The 18056-nt window shown below is 41.9% G+C and carries 15 protein-coding genes and 1 tRNA gene; 6 read left to right on the top strand and 10 right to left on the bottom strand.

Going from position 1 to position 18056, the window contains the following annotated elements:
• The first annotated feature begins 153 nt into the window (after positions 1-153).
• A complete protein-coding gene (gene ponA, locus FTU64_RS02240; RefSeq protein WP_180004794.1) occupies positions 154-2694 on the top strand; it encodes a penicillin-binding protein PBP1a in 2541 nt (846 codons plus the stop codon).
• 53 nt (positions 2695-2747) lie between these two features.
• Here ponA and FTU64_RS02235 read toward each other — a convergent pair whose 3' ends face one another.
• The 9 genes from FTU64_RS02235 to FTU64_RS02195 form a co-directional block, all read right to left on the bottom strand.
• The gene (locus tag FTU64_RS02235; protein ID WP_180055437.1) at positions 2748-3551 is read right to left on the bottom strand and encodes a putative RNA methyltransferase; all 804 of its coding nucleotides are present in this window, start codon (positions 3549-3551) and stop codon (positions 2748-2750) included.
• 76 nt (positions 3552-3627) lie between these two features.
• Positions 3628-4746 carry a phospho-N-acetylmuramoyl-pentapeptide-transferase gene (gene mraY, locus FTU64_RS02230; RefSeq protein WP_078189386.1) on the bottom strand — a complete coding sequence of 373 codons (1119 nt, stop codon included), beginning with the start codon at positions 4744-4746 and terminating at the stop codon, positions 3628-3630.
• Complete coding sequence (gene murF, locus FTU64_RS02225; RefSeq protein ID WP_180059136.1) at positions 4746-6155, bottom strand: UDP-N-acetylmuramoyl-tripeptide--D-alanyl-D-alanine ligase; 1410 nt, start codon at positions 6153-6155, stop codon at positions 4746-4748. The genes mraY and murF overlap by 1 nt, the downstream gene beginning before the upstream one ends.
• A 9-nt stretch (positions 6156-6164) precedes the next feature.
• Positions 6165-7661: a UDP-N-acetylmuramoyl-L-alanyl-D-glutamate--2,6-diaminopimelate ligase gene (locus tag FTU64_RS02220; protein WP_180055439.1), complete on the bottom strand. Its 1497-nt coding sequence runs from the start codon at positions 7659-7661 to the stop codon at positions 6165-6167.
• 10 nt (positions 7662-7671) lie between these two features.
• On the bottom strand, positions 7672-9498 hold the full coding sequence (gene ftsI / locus FTU64_RS02215) for a penicillin-binding protein PBP3 (RefSeq protein ID WP_180059135.1): 1827 nt from the start codon (positions 9496-9498) through the stop codon (positions 7672-7674).
• Positions 9499-9510: 12 nt separating this feature from the next.
• A complete protein-coding gene (gene ftsL, locus FTU64_RS02210; RefSeq protein WP_078189390.1) occupies positions 9511-9843 on the bottom strand; it encodes a cell division protein FtsL in 333 nt (110 codons plus the stop codon).
• Between the two features lie 10 nt (positions 9844-9853).
• On the bottom strand, positions 9854-10765 hold the full coding sequence (gene rsmH, locus FTU64_RS02205) for a 16S rRNA (cytosine(1402)-N(4))-methyltransferase RsmH (RefSeq protein WP_180008673.1): 912 nt from the start codon (positions 10763-10765) through the stop codon (positions 9854-9856).
• A gap of 185 nt (positions 10766-10950) precedes the next feature.
• Entirely contained in the window at positions 10951-11967 is a 1017-nt protein-coding gene (locus FTU64_RS02200) for a sulfate ABC transporter substrate-binding protein (RefSeq protein WP_180004799.1), read from the bottom strand.
• Between the two features lie 248 nt (positions 11968-12215).
• Positions 12216-13223, bottom strand: coding sequence for a sulfate ABC transporter substrate-binding protein (locus FTU64_RS02195; RefSeq protein ID WP_078189392.1), 1008 nt, complete (start codon positions 13221-13223; stop codon positions 12216-12218).
• A gap of 381 nt (positions 13224-13604) precedes the next feature.
• Here FTU64_RS02195 and FTU64_RS02190 point away from each other — a divergent pair, with 381 nt between their 5' ends.
• The 4 genes from FTU64_RS02190 to FTU64_RS02175 all read left to right on the top strand — a co-directional run bounded on the left by FTU64_RS02190 (position 13605) and on the right by FTU64_RS02175 (position 16239).
• Positions 13605-13898: a hypothetical protein gene (locus tag FTU64_RS02190; RefSeq protein ID WP_078192541.1), complete on the top strand. Its 294-nt coding sequence runs from the start codon at positions 13605-13607 to the stop codon at positions 13896-13898.
• 169 nt (positions 13899-14067) lie between these two features.
• Positions 14068-15576: a glutamate--tRNA ligase gene (gene gltX / locus FTU64_RS02185; RefSeq protein WP_168378189.1), complete on the top strand. Its 1509-nt coding sequence runs from the start codon at positions 14068-14070 to the stop codon at positions 15574-15576.
• Between the two features lie 91 nt (positions 15577-15667).
• Positions 15668-15743 (top strand) — tRNA-Glu (locus FTU64_RS02180).
• A 154-nt stretch (positions 15744-15897) separates the two neighbouring features.
• Complete coding sequence (locus tag FTU64_RS02175) at positions 15898-16239, top strand: hypothetical protein (protein WP_180042168.1); 342 nt, start codon at positions 15898-15900, stop codon at positions 16237-16239.
• A gap of 25 nt (positions 16240-16264) precedes the next feature.
• Here FTU64_RS02175 and FTU64_RS02170 read toward each other — a convergent pair whose 3' ends face one another.
• Positions 16265-17236, bottom strand: coding sequence for a zinc transporter (locus FTU64_RS02170; protein WP_180042170.1), 972 nt, complete (start codon positions 17234-17236; stop codon positions 16265-16267).
• 354 nt (positions 17237-17590) lie between these two features.
• Here FTU64_RS02170 and FTU64_RS02165 point away from each other — a divergent pair, with 354 nt between their 5' ends.
• On the top strand, positions 17591-18001 hold the full coding sequence (locus FTU64_RS02165; RefSeq protein WP_257222175.1) for a sel1 repeat family protein: 411 nt from the start codon (positions 17591-17593) through the stop codon (positions 17999-18001).
• Positions 18002-18056 lie beyond the last annotated feature (55 nt).

The raw sequence follows: 18056 nt of genomic DNA, 5'->3' as shown, positions 1-18056 counted from the left end.
ATTATTTTTTTATCCCCAAAAAAATTAACCCACTAATTAGCATTGGTCTATAATTTTATACAGATACAATAACTCATCTAACAATCCGTATATCGAAAGGATATACTGACCACCAATTAGTTTGCCATTAGCTCTTATTAAAACTTACTTGTTATGAAAAAGCTATCTTGTTCAGGCCTTGTTCATCCATTTTTTTTGGCCATTATTATTATTTTGGTCGCAATTCCAATGGGTTTCTATGGCATGTATCTCTATATTGCCCCGTCTTTGCCTGAAATGTCCATCTTAAAAAAGGCTCCATTATTAAAACCATTGCAGGTTTATAGTGCTGATAATGAGCTGATTGCAGAATATGGTGGCAAACTTTCGGTCCCTGTAGAGTATGATCAAATCCCGTCTCATTTCATTCATGGCTTTTTAGCTGCGGAAGATTCTTCGTTTTTTGAACACAGCGGCATTAGTTTCAAAGGATTGGGGCGTGCCGTCAGTGAAAGTATTACCGGTTCCGATGTGCAAACCGGTGGTTCAACCATTACCATGCAGGTTGCAAAAAACTATTATCTGACTCCAGAGCGTACTTTAAAACGTAAACTGACCGAAGTTTTCCTTGCTCGAAAAATTGAACAAAATCTAAGTAAAGAAGAAATTTTAACGCTGTATGTTAACAAAATCTTTTTAGGAAAAAATGCCTACGGGATCGCAGCAGCAGCAAAAATTTATTATAACAAGAGCCTGCAAGATTTAAGTTTGGCTCAAATGGCAATGATTTCAGGCTTACCTAAAGCACCTTCAAAATACAATCCTGTAGCCAACCCAAAACGTGCTTTAGAGCGTCGTAATTGGATTTTAGGCCGTATGTTGCAATTGGGGTATATCAATCAATCTGAATATCAAAAAGCGATTGCTGAACCGATTAATCTCGATATGCCTGACCGCGGGGTCAGCAACAAATTTCCCTACGTCGGGGAAATGGTTCGCTCTGAGCTCGTAGAAAAGTTTGGTGAACAAGCGACGGATTCTGGCTATAAAGTCTACACCACTATCAACAGCCAACGCCAAGCCTATGCTGAGCAGGCTGTACAAGAGGGTCTCGAAGCTTACGATAGACGACATGGTTGGCGTGGTGCAGAAGCACATGATGAACCCTTAAAAAACTTTATTCCATATGCCAACACCTATCCTGCCGAAGTAACCAAAGTCAACAACACCAGTATCGAAGTGTTGATGCAAGACGGCAGTAGTGTGACAGTTCCATGGTCAGGTTTATCTTGGGCACGTCCCTATCGCAATGCCAATAGTGTAGGCAATGCGCCTAGCAAAGCCTCTCAAATTGTAAAAGTAAAAGATATTATTCGCCTACGTCCGAATGCGGACAAAAGCTCATGGGCTTTGGTGCAAATTCCCAAAGCGCAAGGTCAATTAATTGCACTTAATCCCAACAATGGTGGTATTGAAGCCATTGTGGGTGGTTATAATTTTTATCAATCTAAATTTAACCGTGCTCTACAAGGCTGGCGTCAGCCGGGTTCAACCATTAAACCCTTTGTTTATGCTTTAGCACTTGAACGTGGCATGACTCCGTATTCCATGGTCAATGACAATCCAATTACGATTGGCAAGTGGACGCCTAAAAACTCTGACGGTCGCTATTTAGGGATGATACCTCTACGCCGTGCCCTCTATTTATCACGTAACACAGTTTCAGTACGCTTATTACAAGTCGTCGGGATTGAACGTACTCGCCAATTATTTATGGATTTTGGCTTACAAGAAAACCAAATTCCAAGTAACTACACCATTGCTTTAGGTACCCCACAGGTGTTGCCGATTCAAATGGCGACAGGTTATGCGACTTTTGCCAACGGTGGATATCGTATTCAACCCCATTTTATTAGCCGTATTGAAGATGCTTATGGCAAAGTCATTTATCAAGCCAATCCTGAATATGCATGTATTCAATGTATCAATCAAAAGGACGAAGTTGAATCTGCAGATCCGACCACGCCGGATGATGAAGTGATTGAAGTCACCAATCAGGATAACAAGCCCGCTGAATCAAAAATTTCCGATACTGAAGCAGCAAACTATAAACAAGCTCAGCGGATTTTGAAGTCAAGTTCAGCCTTTGATATGGCGAACATCTTGCGTGACGTGATCCAACACGGTACAGGTCGTGCGGCTTTAAAAATTGGTCGCGGTGATTTAGGCGGTAAAACCGGTACAACCAATGATGCAAAAGACGCGTGGTTTGCTGGATTTAATGGAAAATTGGTCACTGTGGCTTGGGTCGGTTTTGACCAACCCTCTACTTTAGGTCGCCGTGAATATGGTGGTGTTGCAGCATTGCCTATTTGGTCAGATTTTATGGCGAAATCACTTAAAGGCACACCTGAAGCTTGGGTGCGTTTAGACACCCATGCCAAGAATCCAATCAACCGTAATTCGGCTAAAGCGACTCAAGGTCAACCTGAACAAGATCGTGCAGCAACGCCACCAATGGCTCAACCGCTGTATCGTCCTGCTCCTGTTGCACCGAAGCCTCAGGCTTCGCAAAATGATTTTGACGACCTTCCTGGGTCTACTGAAACCAATCTTGCACCGACTCGAACTGCGCCTCCGCCAATGCAGCCTAAACCACAAGGTGCAGAGCATAAAACGGACGCACTTGATCATCTCATCGATCAAGTTCAGTAAATACTGCATAAAAAAAGCCCTCAAACGAGGGCTTTTTTATCACTTCCAATGCATTATTTCTTTTTAAAGAGATAAATTTGATACTGCGCTTGCAACTCAAATTGTTCATTTTTTTCTAGAGCTTCTCGACGCTCAGCTTTCACTTTATAGGCATAAGGCGTCATTGCAATTAAGTTTTTGAGATCCTGCTGAGAAAGTGACATTTTCGCTTGAACCACTTGTTCACTTTCCAATTCAAAATCATTCGCCAGTTGTTCCACAAATTTATGCGGTTCATGTAGTTTTACTTCTTCAAACAGGGCTTCACGCATTGCATAAAGATGCTCTGGCGCAGGTGTAACCACCATCAAGTGCCCTTCAGGCTTTAACACCCGAAGGATTTCTTCTTGAGGAATAGGACTAAATAAACTCGTACACAAGTCAATCGAATGATCTAATACAGGTAAGGTTGCCCCTGTCCCAACCACCCAAGTCACCTCTTTATTCAGTTTAGCGGCCACTTGTACTGCATTTTTAGCGATATCGACACCCACACACTGTAATACTTCAGCTTGCATCGCATCGGTGTAATAGCCTTCACCACAGCCAATATCCAACAAGTTTTCAACCCTTAATTTTTGAATCAAAGCCACCACTTCCTGTTGCAGAGGTGCATAGTGACCGGCACTCAAAAACGCACGACGCGCCTGTACAGATTCTGGCGTATCGCCTGGATTTTTACTGTGTTTATGCTGAACCACATGTAAATTGACATAGCCTTGTTTTGCAACATCATAGCTATGATTATTTTCACAGCGCCATGTCCGCTCTGTGAGTTTTAATGCTTCACGGCATACAGGACACATCAACAGGTTCATCATTTACTCCACTATATTTTGAAATAAAAAAACCGGCATCTGTGGGAGCAAATGCCGGTTTCGTTTATTTATTTGCTTAACGTAATTTTAAAGTCATTAGACCCAAAACTACCAGCATAATTGTAATAATCCAGAAACGAATCACCACCTGCGTTTCACGCCATCCCTTTTTTTCATAGTGATGGTGTAGCGGTGCCATTAAGAATACACGCTTGTTCCGCATACGCAGCGAGCCAATTTGCAAGAAGACAGAAATAGCTTCAACCACAAAGACACCGCCCATAATGGCAAAAACGATTTCTTGACGAACCATGACTGCAATCGTACCGAGCATCGCACCTAGAGATAAGGCACCGACATCACCCATAAAGACTTGAGCAGGATGCGCATTAAACCATAAGAATGCCAAGCCAGCACCGATCATTGCCGCACAGATCACGACAAGTTCAGATGCATATTTCACATAAGGGATATGTAAATAATCAGCAAAACGGACATCACCAGCCAGATAAGCAAATACACCTAAACCTGCGGCAACCAAAACGATTGGCATAATCGCCAAACCATCCAAACCATCGGTTAAGTTCACAGCATTGGATGCGCCGTTAATCACCAAATAAGTAAAGACAATAAAGCCGATACCAAGTGGGATAATAGACAACGGAATGCTAATTTCTTTAAAGAATGGAATCAGCAGATCCAACATATTTGAAGTATGTACTGGGTTTGCTTGCTGTGTCGCAATCACATAGAGTGCAATACCAGCACCTAAAGATGCCACAGAAGTCCAAAAGAATTTCTTCTTCGCAGGCAGACCTGCATTGTCTTTATAACGGATTTTAATCCAGTCATCGGCCCAGCCAACAGCACCAAAGATCACCATCACGCCAAGTACAATCCATACATAAGGGTTTGAAAGATCGGCCCAAAGTAAGGTTGAAATCCCAATAGACAGTAAAATCAACACACCGCCCATAGTCGGTGTGCCCATTTTTTTGGCATGATTTTCAGGTGCAAATGAACTGACTGCCTGACCATATTTGAGAGCTTGCAATTTGCGGATCATCACAGGTCCAAGCAACAGACCAATGGCCAATGCCGTTAAGACACTGAGTAGCGAACGAAGCGTTAAATAACGAACAACCTGAAACGAGCTGTGATAACCCGCAAGCTGCTCAAATAACCATAACAGCATTAAAGTTTCTCCATCAATTCAGCCATCAAAGTTTCCATGTGGGTATAACGAGAACCTTTAAACAGGAAACTCATGGACTGAGGCTGATGTGTTTTGACTAGACTAATTAATAACGGTAAGGCCTGTTCTTGAGATAGAAAGGCCTGTAATTTTTTACCATATTGGGTACTGCGCGCGCCTTCTTGCACGGCAGGTGAAAACTCACCGACAGCAACGACAAATTGAAGACCGGCGTGTGAAACAAGGTCACGTCCCAACATGTAGTGCTGCTGTGCAGCAGATGAACCTAACTCACCAATATCCCCAATGACCATGACTTTGATGCCATCTTGCTGTGCAAGTACATCAGCAGCAGCACGCATTGAGGTTGGATTTGCATTGTAAGTATCATCAATAAACAAATAATCTTTATGTTGAATAAAATTTAGACGACCTTTGGCACCTGTTGCATGTTCAAGACCCACAACGATGTCATCTAAACTCACGCCAATCGACAACGCAAAAGCTGCGGCAGCAGTTGCATTTTGCACATTATGCTCACCCGCAAATGGCAGTTGAACAGGACGCGAACCTTGTGGCGTATTTAAGATAAATCGTGAAGATTGAGCCTGAAGTTCAGTCTCAGTCGCAAAAACATCCCCGCCCTGACCAAAACTCATTACTTGCTCAGTTTGCACCGCTTGACGAATGGCATCTGTAAAATCATCTGCCGCAGGGACAATCGAAGTTCCTGTTTTCGCTATATGTGCATAAATTTCAGACTTGGCACGACAAATACCATCACGCCCACCAAACTCCCCCATATGAGCGGTGCCAATATTTAAAATACCGGCAACCTGAGGCTGTACCAAATTTGAGGTGTAATCAATTTCACCTTTATGACTGGCACCAAGCTCCATCACGGCATACTGATGTTCTGGACGTAACTCAAGTAACATCATCGGTACGCCAAGGTCATTATTTAAATTACCGCGCGTAATTAATGTTGGTGCAAGACGAGAAAGGATACTCCCGAGCATCTCTTTGGTTGTGGTTTTACCACTACTTCCTGTCAAGGCAATCACTTTTAAGGCTGGGTTTTGGGCACGACGAAATGCACCTAAATGTCCAAGTGCTAAACGTGTATCTGCAACCACCAACTGACAAATATCCACATCGACCGGATGACTGACAATGGCAATTTCACAACCCTTTTCAGCCACTTGAGCAAGGAAATCATGCGCATCAAAGCGTTCACCTTTCAGGGCAAGAAAAGCATCTCCTTGCTCTGCATGACGTGAATCGGTCAAAATTCGTTTCACAGGACCTGTCGGCGCTTGATTATTATGCCAGTGCCCTTGTGTCGCTTGAACCAACTGTTCGGCAGTCCAAGGTTCTAACGGAACCGTACTGGTCGTTGAAGTATGCATATCTGTTTCCTATTGCGCTGGATAAGCCGAGTCAGTGTTGTGATGCTGTGAATCAATCGCCGATTTCACTTCCACCACATCATCAAACCAATGTCGAACACCATTAATTTCTTGATAGTTTTCATGGCCTTTACCAGCAATCACCACAATATCACCAGCTTGCGCATGGCTGACTGCGAATTTAATCGCTTCACGGCGGTCATGGATTTCATGGACAGTTTTTCCAGTAAAATCAATACCAGCCTTCATATCTGCAAAAATTTGTTCTGGGTTTTCAGTACGTGGATTATCCGAGGTAATCAACGCCACATCTGCATGGTTTAATGCCGCTTGTGTCATCAATGGACGCTTACCACGATCACGATCACCACCACAGCCAAACACTGCCCATAACTGTTGCGATACATGACGTTTTAAGGTCTGTAACACTTGAATCAAGGCATCTGGTGTATGTGCATAATCCACCACAAACAGGCGCTCATCATCACGGATCACTTGCATACGACCCGGCGCACCTTTTAACTCAGGCGCAGTTGCGATCAAGGCAGATAAGTCAAAACCCGCTTGCTCCGCTGAAATTAAGCTCGCCACAATATTTTCAATATTGAAGTGTCCCAATAATGGACTTTGCACCACAAATTCAGCTTGAGCAGTACGCAATTTAAATTGTGCGCCCGTTAAGCTGTATTGAATATCCGTCACTTGATAATCCGCAGCCTGACGCGTTGAATAAGTCAAAATTTTAGGCTGAGCCGGGTTTTGGCGCGCGGCATTCAGCATCACTTCGGCATGTTCATCATCGAGATTGATGACTGCAACTTTGAGCGATGGAAACTGAAACAAACGTGATTTCGCTTCAGCATAGGCTTCAAGGGTTTTATGATAATCCAAATGGTCACGACTTAAATTGCTATATGCGGCAATTTCAATTGCACAGCCATTTAATCGACCTTGTTCTAATCCGTGCGAACTTGCCTCTATGGCAGCAAACTCTGCACCCTCAAGCGCATAGGCATGCAATGCATTTTGCATATGCAACGCATCTAAAGTAGTGTGAGATGAGGCTTCTAAATTCGGTAAAATCCCGTTTCCAGTGGTTCCCATCACTGCACATTTTTTGCCTTGCAGCATGAGTAATTCAGCGATTAAGCGTGAGATCGTGGTTTTACCATTGGTACCCGTCACAGCCAAAATCCGTGCAGCTTGAGCTGGTTGAGTCGCCTGTAAATATTGCTTTTGCCACTGCCCCATCAATTGACGCACATCCGCGATCACGACACTTTGATCCAAGCCCAAATCAGTTTCTGAAATGACAGCCAACGCGCCATTCTCTAACGCTGCACGTGCAAATTGTGCTGTTTTTTCAGGTTGCGAAAACGAAGTCAGGGCAATAAATATTTGCCCTGCTGTAACTTTGCGACTATCCAGATTGAAGCCCTGAAAGGATTGCGACATCCATTCAGCGGGCTGTTCAACGGTGTATAGATCTTGAAACGTAATTTTCATTCATCACCTATTACTGGATCTTAGGAGTGTCTAAAGGTTTATCTAAAGGTACGTTCATTAAACGTAAAGATTCTTGCATTACACGAGCAAAAACGGGTGCAGCCACCAGGCCACCGTAATACTGACCTGTTGGGTTTTCCACCACAACAATCATGGCCAAACGTGGATCACTCACTGGTGCGACACCAGCAAAGAGTGCACGATATTCTGAAGTCGAATAACCTTTACGGTCTGCACGTAATTTATGTGCTGTACCAGTTTTACCTGCCACGCGATAACCCGGAATATTGGCTTGACGTGCCGTACCACCCGGTAAGGTCACCGCTTCCATCATTAAAAGCACTTGATCAGCAATTTTAGGGTCAACCATCTGCTCACCTTTCGGCTGTTCCTCAAGCTTGTACAAGCTCAGTGGCATTTTGACGCCTTTGTTGGCAATCATGGCATAAGCATCAGCCAGTTGGAGCACTGTAGCGTTCAAACCATAACCATAAGCCATGGTTGCTACTTCAGACACATTCCATTTGCTCTTCGGCAAAATCAGACCAGCACTTTCACCGGGGAATTTCACCGCTGAACGTTGACCAAAGCCAAGACGTTGATAGAACGTTGGTAATGTTTCATAAGGGAGAGATAAAGCGATTTTTGCCACACCGACGTTAGACGATTTTTGAATAATGCCGCCCAAAGTCAGAGGGCCATAGTTATGCGTATCTCGGATAGTATGATTCCCTACACGCATAGAACCGGGTGTGGTATTTACCACCGTATTTGCCGTGTATTTACCGCTTTCCAATGCCATTGCCACGGTCATTGGCTTCATAGTTGAACCCGGCTCAAAGGAGTCAATCGCACCACGGTTACGCATGGCATCTTTATTTAAGACACCTTTTTTATCATTTGGGTTGTAAGACGGCCAAGAGGTCATCGCTAAAATTTCACCCGTTTTGACATCGACAGCAATCGCGGTTGCAGAACGTGCGTTATTGGCTACCCCGGCTGCAGTCAACTCACGATACATAATGTATTGCAAACGTGAATCAATACTCAGCGTGATATTTTCACCCGACTCAACTTCTTTCACGATCTCAGGGTCTTTAACGCGGTTGCCTTTTTTATCTCGGACAATTTGCTGCGCACCATCTACGCCTGCAAGACGTTCATTCAATTGCATCTCTAAACCTTCGATGCCCATACCCTCACTATTGGTTAAACCAATAATTTGTGAGTTTGGCTGAGGCTGTGGATAGTAGCGCTTATAGTTTTTCTCAGTATATACGCCCTGAAAGTCACGTTTCATGATCAATTCAGCTTGTTGCGGCGGTACTTCTTTCTTTAAAACCAAATAACGTGAACGTGGACGCTCATTCATTTTGCGTTTCAGTTCAGCACGATCCATACCGACAGCATCGGCAAGTTCATCTAAGCTTAGATTTTTATCAGGTAATTGACGTTTTAATTTACGATTGTTTGGATCTTTAGCCAATTCAGCCGTGGTTTCTTCAAAGAGTTTTTTATTGTCAAAATAATCACGTGGATCGATCACGATTTTCATGATCGGGGTACTAATCGCTAAAGGCACACCGTGACGGTCATAGATGACACCGCGCATGGCTTTTAAGGTTTCAGTTCTTAAAATTTTAGCATTGGCTTTATTTTGTAAAAAGTCTTTATTAATGATTTGTACATAAAAAGCCCGCCCCACCAATGCAATGAAGCACAGCAAAACCACTGCCCACATCAAGTGATAGCGCCACATCTCCACCGAAATGGCTGTACGACCAGTAACAGACTGCTGTTTCTTACGCGGAGTTTGTTTGTTTCTCTTTTCAACCATGTGACCGGCAGCCTATTTTTTCTGTTCTGGAGTTTGTGGCAATGAAATAACAACGGTTTGTGCAATAGGAGGCGAATACATGCGTAATTGGGTAACTGCACGTGTCCCAATTTGGGCTGTTGCACCAAAAGTTTGTTGTTCGATCAGCAAACGTCCCCATTCTGCGTTGAGGTCATCCCTTTCACGCATATAGGTACTCAATTGACGATAATCTTGGCGATATTCAAAGACTTGAAAGACCACCATAATCGCACTCACAAAAACCAAGAGCAATAAAATGCCATATGTAATGATTTTCTTCGACTGCGATTGATCAGAGTTTTTTTCGATTGCTTCGGTTTTCATTCTTTGCCTTTTAAGCTAAACGCTCTGCCACACGAAGCCAAGCACTACGAGATCGCGGATTGGCTTTAACTTCTTCTTCACTTGCTTTAATTCGTGACACTTTTTTTAAGCGGCGGGTATCTTCGCGTTTTTGTGGTAAACCCCAGCCTGTGTCTTCTGCAAGTGTAGATTCTTTTTGAATAAATTGTTTAATTAAACGATCCTCTAAAGAGTGGAAACTGATCACTGCAAGAGTGCCTTCAGGTTTCAGCATATCCACCGCTTGAGGTAAGAAGATATCAATATCGTCGAGTTCTTTGTTAATAGCAATACGAATTGCTTGGAAAGTTCGTGTCGCTGCATGTTTATTTTTTTCCCATTTCGGGTGGGCAACTTTCACAATTTCGGCCAATTGAGCTGTGGTTTCAATATACCCTGCCGCTTTAATTGCTTTAGCAATACGGCGGCTATAACGCTCTTCACCATATTTAAAAATAATATTGGCCAAATCTTCTTCTTCAATATCAACCAACCACTCTGCGGCTGTTGGACCTTGTGAATTGTCCATACGCATATCGAGTGGGCCATCTTTCATAAAGCTAAAGCCACGCTCTGCTTGGTCTAGCTGCGGAGATGACACCCCTAAATCCGCCATAATACCGTCGACCAAATCGATACCACGACTACGCAGTTCCTCTTTTAAATCGGCAAAACTGGCGTGAATAATTTTAAAACGCGCATCTTCTTGTTCTAATTCTGCGGCAACAGCCAATGCTTGCGGGTCTTTATCAAAGGCATAAACACGTGCATTTTCATCTAATTTAGACAGTAATAAACGCGTATGACCACCACGCCCAAATGTGCCATCTACGAAAATTCCTGTATTGCGATCTGCCAGTAAAGCATCAACAGTTTCATGAAGTAATACAGAAATATGCGACATAAGGGTTCGTTCAACACAGCTAAAAATGTAACTGCACATTATTACCTTGTTTTAGCAAAGCTCCAAACGTCTTTTTGTACAGAAATATTACTTTCCATAGAGAAAACCGTTTTTATTTTTTGCCACCCATTAAAAAACCTCCCGAAGGAGGTCTTTGAACATCTCAAATCCTAGATTTCGATGTATTAGCGCTTGTTATTATAGATCTGATCGAAGATCGCACCATTCACAAAATGTGTTTGTTGAGCTTTTGCCCAACCACCAAACACTTCATCAATGGTAAAGGTTTTTAATGGCGGGAACTGTGATTTATATTTTGCTAAAACTGCCGCATTACGTGGGCGGTAAAAATGACGAGCAGCCATCTCTTGACCTAATGGAGAATAAAGATAATTGATATAGCCTTGAGCTAACCATTTATTACCATTTTTTTCGACAGTTTTGTCCACGATCGCCACTGAAGGCTCAGTCAAAATCGACATCGATGGATACACGATATCAAATTTATTTTTACCCAAAGTTTTTTGCGTAACTAAAGCTTCGTTTTCCCAAGTCAATAACACATCACCAATACCACGTTCTGCAAATGTAGTCATCGATGCACGTGCCGCAGAGTCCATTACTTTTACGTTATGGTACATCTTACCCACGAAATCTTTGGCTTTCGCTTCATTACCACCCGGCTGTTTCAAAGCATAACCCCAAGCTGACAAGTAAACCCAACGTGGGAGACCGCCAGTTTTCGGGTTCGGGGTAATAATTTGTACGCCCGGTTTGGTTAAATCAGACCAATCTTTAATATGTTTCGGGTTGCCCTTACGCACCATGAAGACAATCGTTGACGTATATGGCGCTGAGTTATGTGGAAACTCTTTTTGCCAACCCGGCTGAATCTGACCAGACTTCACAATTTCTTCGATGTCATTGGCCAAGGCCAAAGTCACGACATCACCTTTTAAACCGTCTACTACAGAACGGGCTTGTTTACCTGAACCACCATGTGATTGTTTAAATGCAACCGTTTTACCCGTACGCTCTTTCCAATATGCGCCAAATGACTTATTAAATTCGTCATAAAATTCACGCGTTGCATCATAAGAAACGTTTAAAAATTCACGATCAGCGGCCTGAGCAGACGCTGAGAAAGCAACACCAGTGGCAAGCAACGCAGCACTGAGCCATGCCTTAAATTGAGTTTTCATAACAGCCAGCATAAAGTTATATTCAATACTGCTAAATATATGAAATAAAGTCATAAATCGCAATTGCAGCGTGTTTAGACGCTTTGTTGAATACAGCTAACGCTATGAATTTAATTGTTTGTTTTTCATATTAAAATACACAAAAACAATCTACTTATTCCCTATATATAGATTTTTATGCATTACATATGCAAAAAACGGATAATCCAGATTATCCGTTTTTACAGCGCTCATTATGGTGGGGTGTTTTACTCTTTATTCTTTTCACTATAAATTTGATCAAAAATCGCGCCATTCACAAAATGTGTCTTTTGCGCTTTTGCCCAACCGCCAAACACTTTATCAATGGTAAAGGTTTGAACTTTCGGGAATTGGGCAGCGTACTTTGCAGTGGCTTTTGCATCGCGAGGGCGGAAGAAATATTTACCTGCTAGCTCTTGGCCCTTAGGTGAATATAGATAGTTTAAATAACCCTTCGCTAAATTTCGATTACCATTTTTATCGACGGTTTTATCTACCACAGCCACCGAAGGTTCAGCTAAAATCGAAATAGAAGGATAAACAATGTCATATTTATCTTTGCCTAGGCCCTGAGTCGCTAATAGTGCCTCATTTTCCCAAGATAGTAAGACATCTCCAATGCCGCGCTCAGCAAAGGTCGTGAGTGAACCACGTGCGCCTGAATCCAAAACTTTGACATTGCTATAGAGTTTTTTCACCAATTCTTTGGCTTTGGCATCATTGCCACCCGGTTGTTTTAAAGCATATCCCCAAGCTGATAAATAGATCCAACGCGGTGCCCCACCTGTTTTTGGATTTGGCGTAATAATTTCAACGCCCGGTTTGGTCAGGTCATTCCAATCTTTAATTTTTTTCGGGTTGCCCTTACGCACCAAAAATACGATGGTTGAGGTATACGGAGCAGAATTATGTGGAAATTGTTTTTGCCAATTTTTATTGATTTGTCCGGTCGCCACAATTTCATCAATATCGTTGGCCAATGCCAAAGTGACAACGTCTGCTTGTAAACCCGTTGCTACGGCACGAGCTTGTTTGCCAGAGCCACCGTGAGATTGTTTAAAATTAATCTCTTGTCCTGTACGTTTTTTCCAATATTGTCCAAATTCTTGGTTATATTCCTGATAAAACTCACGTGTTGGATCATATGAGACATTTAAGAAATCTTTTGCGGCATACACCTGTACCGCCACCCCACCCAACAATGCGAAAATGCCCGATGCTATTATTTTTTTCATCTGCTCAAACTCAAATTGATCTTGAGAGCACTATATAAATCAAAAATAACTTTAACAATCAGCTATCTATAATATAAATTCAAATCTATTTCTGTTTTAAAGATATCTAAAAATAACGTATTTAAAGCTTTAATTCAGCTAATGCAGCAACAATCAGAAGCGATCTCCATGCTATCTTCATAGTTGTTTGCTAAAACATCCGAAAATCTGGAGAAAACAGTCTATTTAGGTAATCCCAGTACAGACTTTTTTAGTTTTTTTGTAAAAATTGTGACGTAGTTCTACTTTTTAATTACGAAAGATGGTTAAATCGTAGTCTAAATATTAAAACTATTTTGCAAATAAAAAGTTCCATCACCAAAACTAGGGGGAGATTTGGACATGAAATTTTCATACGCGCTATGCCTAGGCTTAAGTTTAAGCGTGACTGCACAGACTGGATTTTGTGCTGCAACCAGCACCGCATCGAATAACAAACTTACGATGCCTGCTGAACGTACCTCATTGATCGAAAAAGCGATTAATCAACAAAAATCTGAAGGTAAAGGCCGTACAGACGATAATTTAAAAGTACTTACGTCTATTAAAGCAGCACCGACTCAAAGTTTCTTTGCATCACAAAACCAAAGTTTTTCTCGTTTTGTTCAAGCCATTTTTTCTGGTAGCAACTCATAACGACATCAGCATACTGATGCTGTCCAAGCTATTGTTTTAGACGAGTTCCCCTACTGTCGTCTAAAAAATACTAAAAAACGCCTGATCATTCAATGTTGAATTAAGCATTAAGTGATCAGGCTTTTTCGTTATAATAGATCCCAATTTACATTCTGATTAAAAGCTGATTATGACTGTTCGTACTCGTATCGCACCTTCTCCTACTGGTTTCCCGCATGTTGGGACTGCTTATATTGCATTATTTAACTTATGTTTTGCGAAGCAACATGGCGGTGAATTTATTCTTCGCATTGAAGATACAGACCAACTGCGCTCTACGCCAGAATCTGAAAAAATGATTTTAGATTCATTGCGTTGGTTAGGTTTGAACTGGTCAGAAGGTCCAGATGTGGGTGGTCCTCATGCACCATACCGCCAATCTGAACGTATGGACATTTATAAACAATATGCTTTGGAACTGGTTGAAAAAGGCCATGCATTCTACTGCTTTGCAACAGCAGAAGAACTCGATCAAATGCGTGCGGAACAACAAGCACGTGGTGAATCACCGCGTTATGACGGTCGTGGCTTAAAACACACTGCAGAAGAAGTGGCACAGCGTTTGGCTGCTGGTGAACCGCATGTCATTCGTATGAAAGTGCCTGAAGAAGGAATTTGTAAATTTAACGACTTACTACGTGGTGAAGTCGAAATTCCTTGGGCGCAAGTCGACATGCAGATTCTACTGAAAACCGATGGTTTACCGACGTATCACTTGGCAAACGTGGTTGATGACCATTTAATGGAAATCACTCACGTGATTCGTGGTGAAGAATGGATTCCATCTGCGCCTAAACACCAATTATTGTACAAATATTTTGGTTGGGACATGCCTGTGCTTTGCCACATGCCACTGTTACGTAACCCAGATAAATCAAAACTGTCTAAACGTAAAAACCCAACCTCAATTAACTACTACAAAGACATCGGCGTTTTACCAGAAGCATTATTGAACTATTTAGGCCGTATGGGCTGGTCAATGCCAGATGAAAGTGAAAAATTCACTTTGGCTGAGATGATTGAACACTTTGACATTCAACGTGTATCACTAGGCGGTCCGATCTTTGATGTTGAAAAGCTAAACTGGTTAAATGGTCAATGGATTAAAGGTTTAACACCGGGTCAATTGCTCGATACCCTACTGGCTTGGAAATCAGATCGTAATACCTTGGAAGAAATCGCCGCTGCGATTCAACCGCGTATTAATTTATTGTCTGAAGCAGTGAATTGGGCAGGTTTTTATTTCAACCAATTCCCAACACTCAGCAAAGAACAGTTTGAAAGCAAAAAATTGACCGAAGAACAAGTTCGTCAAAGCCTTCAATTTGCCATTTGGCGTCTAGAAAGCATGTTCACTTGGAACAATGATACTGTCAGCCAAACGCTTATGGATTTGGCGAACCAAATGGATATTAAACTTCGTGACTTCATGCCAACCTTCTTTATTGCTATTGCAGGTTCAACATCTTCGACACCGGTTATGCAATCGATGGTAACCATTGGTCCTGATTTAACCTTTGCTCGCTTACGTCATGCGCTTGAAATTGTGGGCGGTCCGAGTAAAAAAGAAACAAAAGCATGGGAAAAACTCAATGAAAGCCTAAAACTGCCGAAAAATGATGCAGTTGATGAAGCTTAATTGATTTTTTAGTTGACGGATGGGCGTTATCCCCCTAATATAGCGCCCATACCGAGAGATGGTGTCAACCAACTCTAAGTTGCCTCAAATTGTCCCTATCGTCTAGAGGCCTAGGACATCGCCCTTTCACGGCGGTAACCGGGGTTCGAATCCCCGTAGGGACGCCATATTCAAGGTGATGCAAATCATCTTATAAAAAACCCAAGCATTATGACTTGGGTTTTTTATTGCCTAAATTTTATCTGATTTAAATTTACGGTATTTTTGCTTTCTGCGTCATTCTGATTAAAATAAACCATAGATTAAAATTATGGAGTTGCAATGCAATACCGTTGCCCTAAATGTCAAAGCCCTAAAATTATGCCTCTTGCGCAAGCAGGCCAGCCTGTTGCTCGTCCTGTCGTGCCTAAAAGCCTGATTATCCTCATCCCTGCGGTATTTATTCTTTTACTATTGGTGATTATCAGCATCGCAATGTGGATTTTTGGTGACGGTGCAGGTGCTACATTACAAACTGCGACTGTTGTTGTATTTATTGCTTGCTTGATTGCTGGCTTCATGTTCTATCGCGACCTGCCAGATTTTAAAATCTCAATGCAAGGTTTTATGCAATCACAGAAAAAATGGAAATGCCGCGAATGTAATCATGAGTGGGAAATCTAAGCCGGCCATTTAAATTACATCAGCATTAGTGCTGATGTGATTCATCATGAGAATGCGCGTGATCATCTTGATGATGCCCATGTGCATGATCAGACTTTTGGGTATGTTGGTGTACCACACATTCATCTTCTTCGATTTGTAATGTCATCTCCGTGATTCCATGTTCATGTTGCAACATTTCAATCGCCTCAAAATATAAGGCATTACGATCGGCTTCAGGTGCAAAGAGATGAACTGTCAAATGCACATTCTTTGATGTTATTGCCCAGACCTTTAACTGGTGAATACTCTCTACCCCATTGAGTGCCAATAAATCATTGCGTAACTTTTCTATGTCAATTTCTTCAGGCACGCCTTCTAATAAAATATTGATACTTTGTTTGAGTAAAATCCAAGTCCTTGGTAAAACCCAAAAGCCAATGAGCACCGCAATTAGTGTATCGACCCACATCCAGCCCGTAAAATAAATAATCGCTGCACCAATAATTACACCAACCGAACCTAGGGCATCACTCAACACTTCTAGATACGCCCCCTTCACATTCAAGCTTTCTTGTGAACTGGAAAATAAAATACGCATCGAGATTAAGTTAATGATCAAACCAATAACGGCGACCATCATCATGCCCATACTTTGAATTTCTGGCGGTGTTGAAAAGCGCTGATAGGCCTCATACAAAATATAAATCGCCACCACAAATAGCATCAAGGCATTAAACAAGGCTGCCAAAATTTCAAAACGCTGATAGCCAAAGGTGCGTTTGTTGTCAGCAGGAAGCTTGCCAATTTTGATCGCGACCAATGCTATGGCAAGGGCTGCGGCATCGGTGAACATATGTGCCGCATCTGACAATAGCGCCAAACTTTGCGTCATAAATCCTGCAATGACTTCAATAATCAAAAACGTCGTGGTCAGTGCTAAGGCAAAACTTAATTTTTTGACATTCCCTTCCGTCACAACGGCATGGCTGTGGTCATGCCCATGATGCTCACTCATTATTTTCTGACCTTTATAAATTATATATTCTTCAGTCTTGAGCTTAACAGGTGCAGTAAACGTAATAAAATTACATTATTCAACCTTCAGTACTACGTTTTACCTTCAAACTTTAAAACTGCTTTTTTCAGCATCTACTTTCAATTTATTAAAAATAATTTTTCACGATCTAGATGACTGAAATCACTTATAAATATTTTTCAATACCTATTCACATATCATGACAAGCATGCTAATTTTCATCTTAAGTGTGATCTGTTTAAAACAATTAAATCATTCATCGCAGCGCACGAATGACTGCAATTAATATTTTTATTAATCAAGTGGTTATATTTAGAAACAAGGAGTTTAACAATGATGATACAAGCTCTGGAAAAAATCTATGTACTGTTGTCACAACAGATGAATCCAAAGTTGCAAGGAATGCATCTTTCGATTCCAGAAGCCGAAGGTGATTACGCCCAAGGGACTTATTTTGAAAGTCTTGCGGCTCAACACCATCAAGACTTTCTCAGTCACCATACTATGGATTCAGCAGACCAATCCCCTACTGACTATCGCAATGCCATGTGGAATTTTTTAAGTGCCGCATTAAAAGGTCATAAAGATGCCCAATATCGCTTAGGTCTTGGTTATTTACGTGGAGAACTCGGCTTGGACCGTAATTATGAACTTGCAGAAATTTGGCTCAGTAAAGCTGCTGCACAAGGCCATGAACATGCAGACTACGTCTTACATCATGCCTATGAAGACATTGTCGTATAGTCATCACACCCTAAGCAATAAAAAACCAGCCCGCAGGCTGGTTTTTTATTTTAAA

This window comes from Acinetobacter sp. YH12128 (assembly GCF_013418655.1).
GTDB classification, from domain to species: domain Bacteria; phylum Pseudomonadota; class Gammaproteobacteria; order Pseudomonadales; family Moraxellaceae; genus Acinetobacter; species Acinetobacter amyesii.
Note: the sequence above shows the minus strand (reverse complement) of the source record. Positions and strands in the feature narration are given on the sequence as shown.

Excerpts from the sequence above, each read along its gene's own strand:
- rsmH (WP_180008673.1), bottom strand. The coding sequence starts at position 10,765 with ATGTCGCATATTTCTGTATTACTTCATGAAACTGTTGATGCTTTACTG.
- FTU64_RS02175 (WP_180042168.1), top strand. The coding sequence starts at position 15,898 with ATGCAATACCGTTGCCCTAAATGTCAAAGCCCTAAAATTATGCCTCTT.
- FTU64_RS02200 (WP_180004799.1), bottom strand. The coding sequence starts at position 11,967 with ATGAAAACTCAATTTAAGGCATGGCTCAGTGCTGCGTTGCTTGCCACT.
- FTU64_RS02190 (WP_078192541.1), top strand. The coding sequence starts at position 13,605 with ATGAAATTTTCATACGCGCTATGCCTAGGCTTAAGTTTAAGCGTGACT.
- ftsL (WP_078189390.1), bottom strand. The coding sequence starts at position 9,843 with ATGAAAACCGAAGCAATCGAAAAAAACTCTGATCAATCGCAGTCGAAG.
- murF (WP_180059136.1), bottom strand. The coding sequence starts at position 6,155 with ATGCATACTTCAACGACCAGTACGGTTCCGTTAGAACCTTGGACTGCC.
- gltX (WP_168378189.1), top strand. The coding sequence starts at position 14,068 with ATGACTGTTCGTACTCGTATCGCACCTTCTCCTACTGGTTTCCCGCAT.
- FTU64_RS02170 (WP_180042170.1), bottom strand. The coding sequence starts at position 17,236 with ATGAGTGAGCATCATGGGCATGACCACAGCCATGCCGTTGTGACGGAA.
- FTU64_RS02195 (WP_078189392.1), bottom strand. The coding sequence starts at position 13,223 with ATGAAAAAAATAATAGCATCGGGCATTTTCGCATTGTTGGGTGGGGTG.
- FTU64_RS02165 (WP_257222175.1), top strand. The coding sequence starts at position 17,591 with ATGATGATACAAGCTCTGGAAAAAATCTATGTACTGTTGTCACAACAG.
- mraY (WP_078189386.1), bottom strand. The coding sequence starts at position 4,746 with ATGCTGTTATGGTTATTTGAGCAGCTTGCGGGTTATCACAGCTCGTTT.
- FTU64_RS02220 (WP_180055439.1), bottom strand. The coding sequence starts at position 7,661 with ATGAAAATTACGTTTCAAGATCTATACACCGTTGAACAGCCCGCTGAA.
- ftsI (WP_180059135.1), bottom strand. The coding sequence starts at position 9,498 with ATGGTTGAAAAGAGAAACAAACAAACTCCGCGTAAGAAACAGCAGTCT.
- FTU64_RS02235 (WP_180055437.1), bottom strand. The coding sequence starts at position 3,551 with ATGAACCTGTTGATGTGTCCTGTATGCCGTGAAGCATTAAAACTCACA.
- ponA (WP_180004794.1), top strand. The coding sequence starts at position 154 with ATGAAAAAGCTATCTTGTTCAGGCCTTGTTCATCCATTTTTTTTGGCC.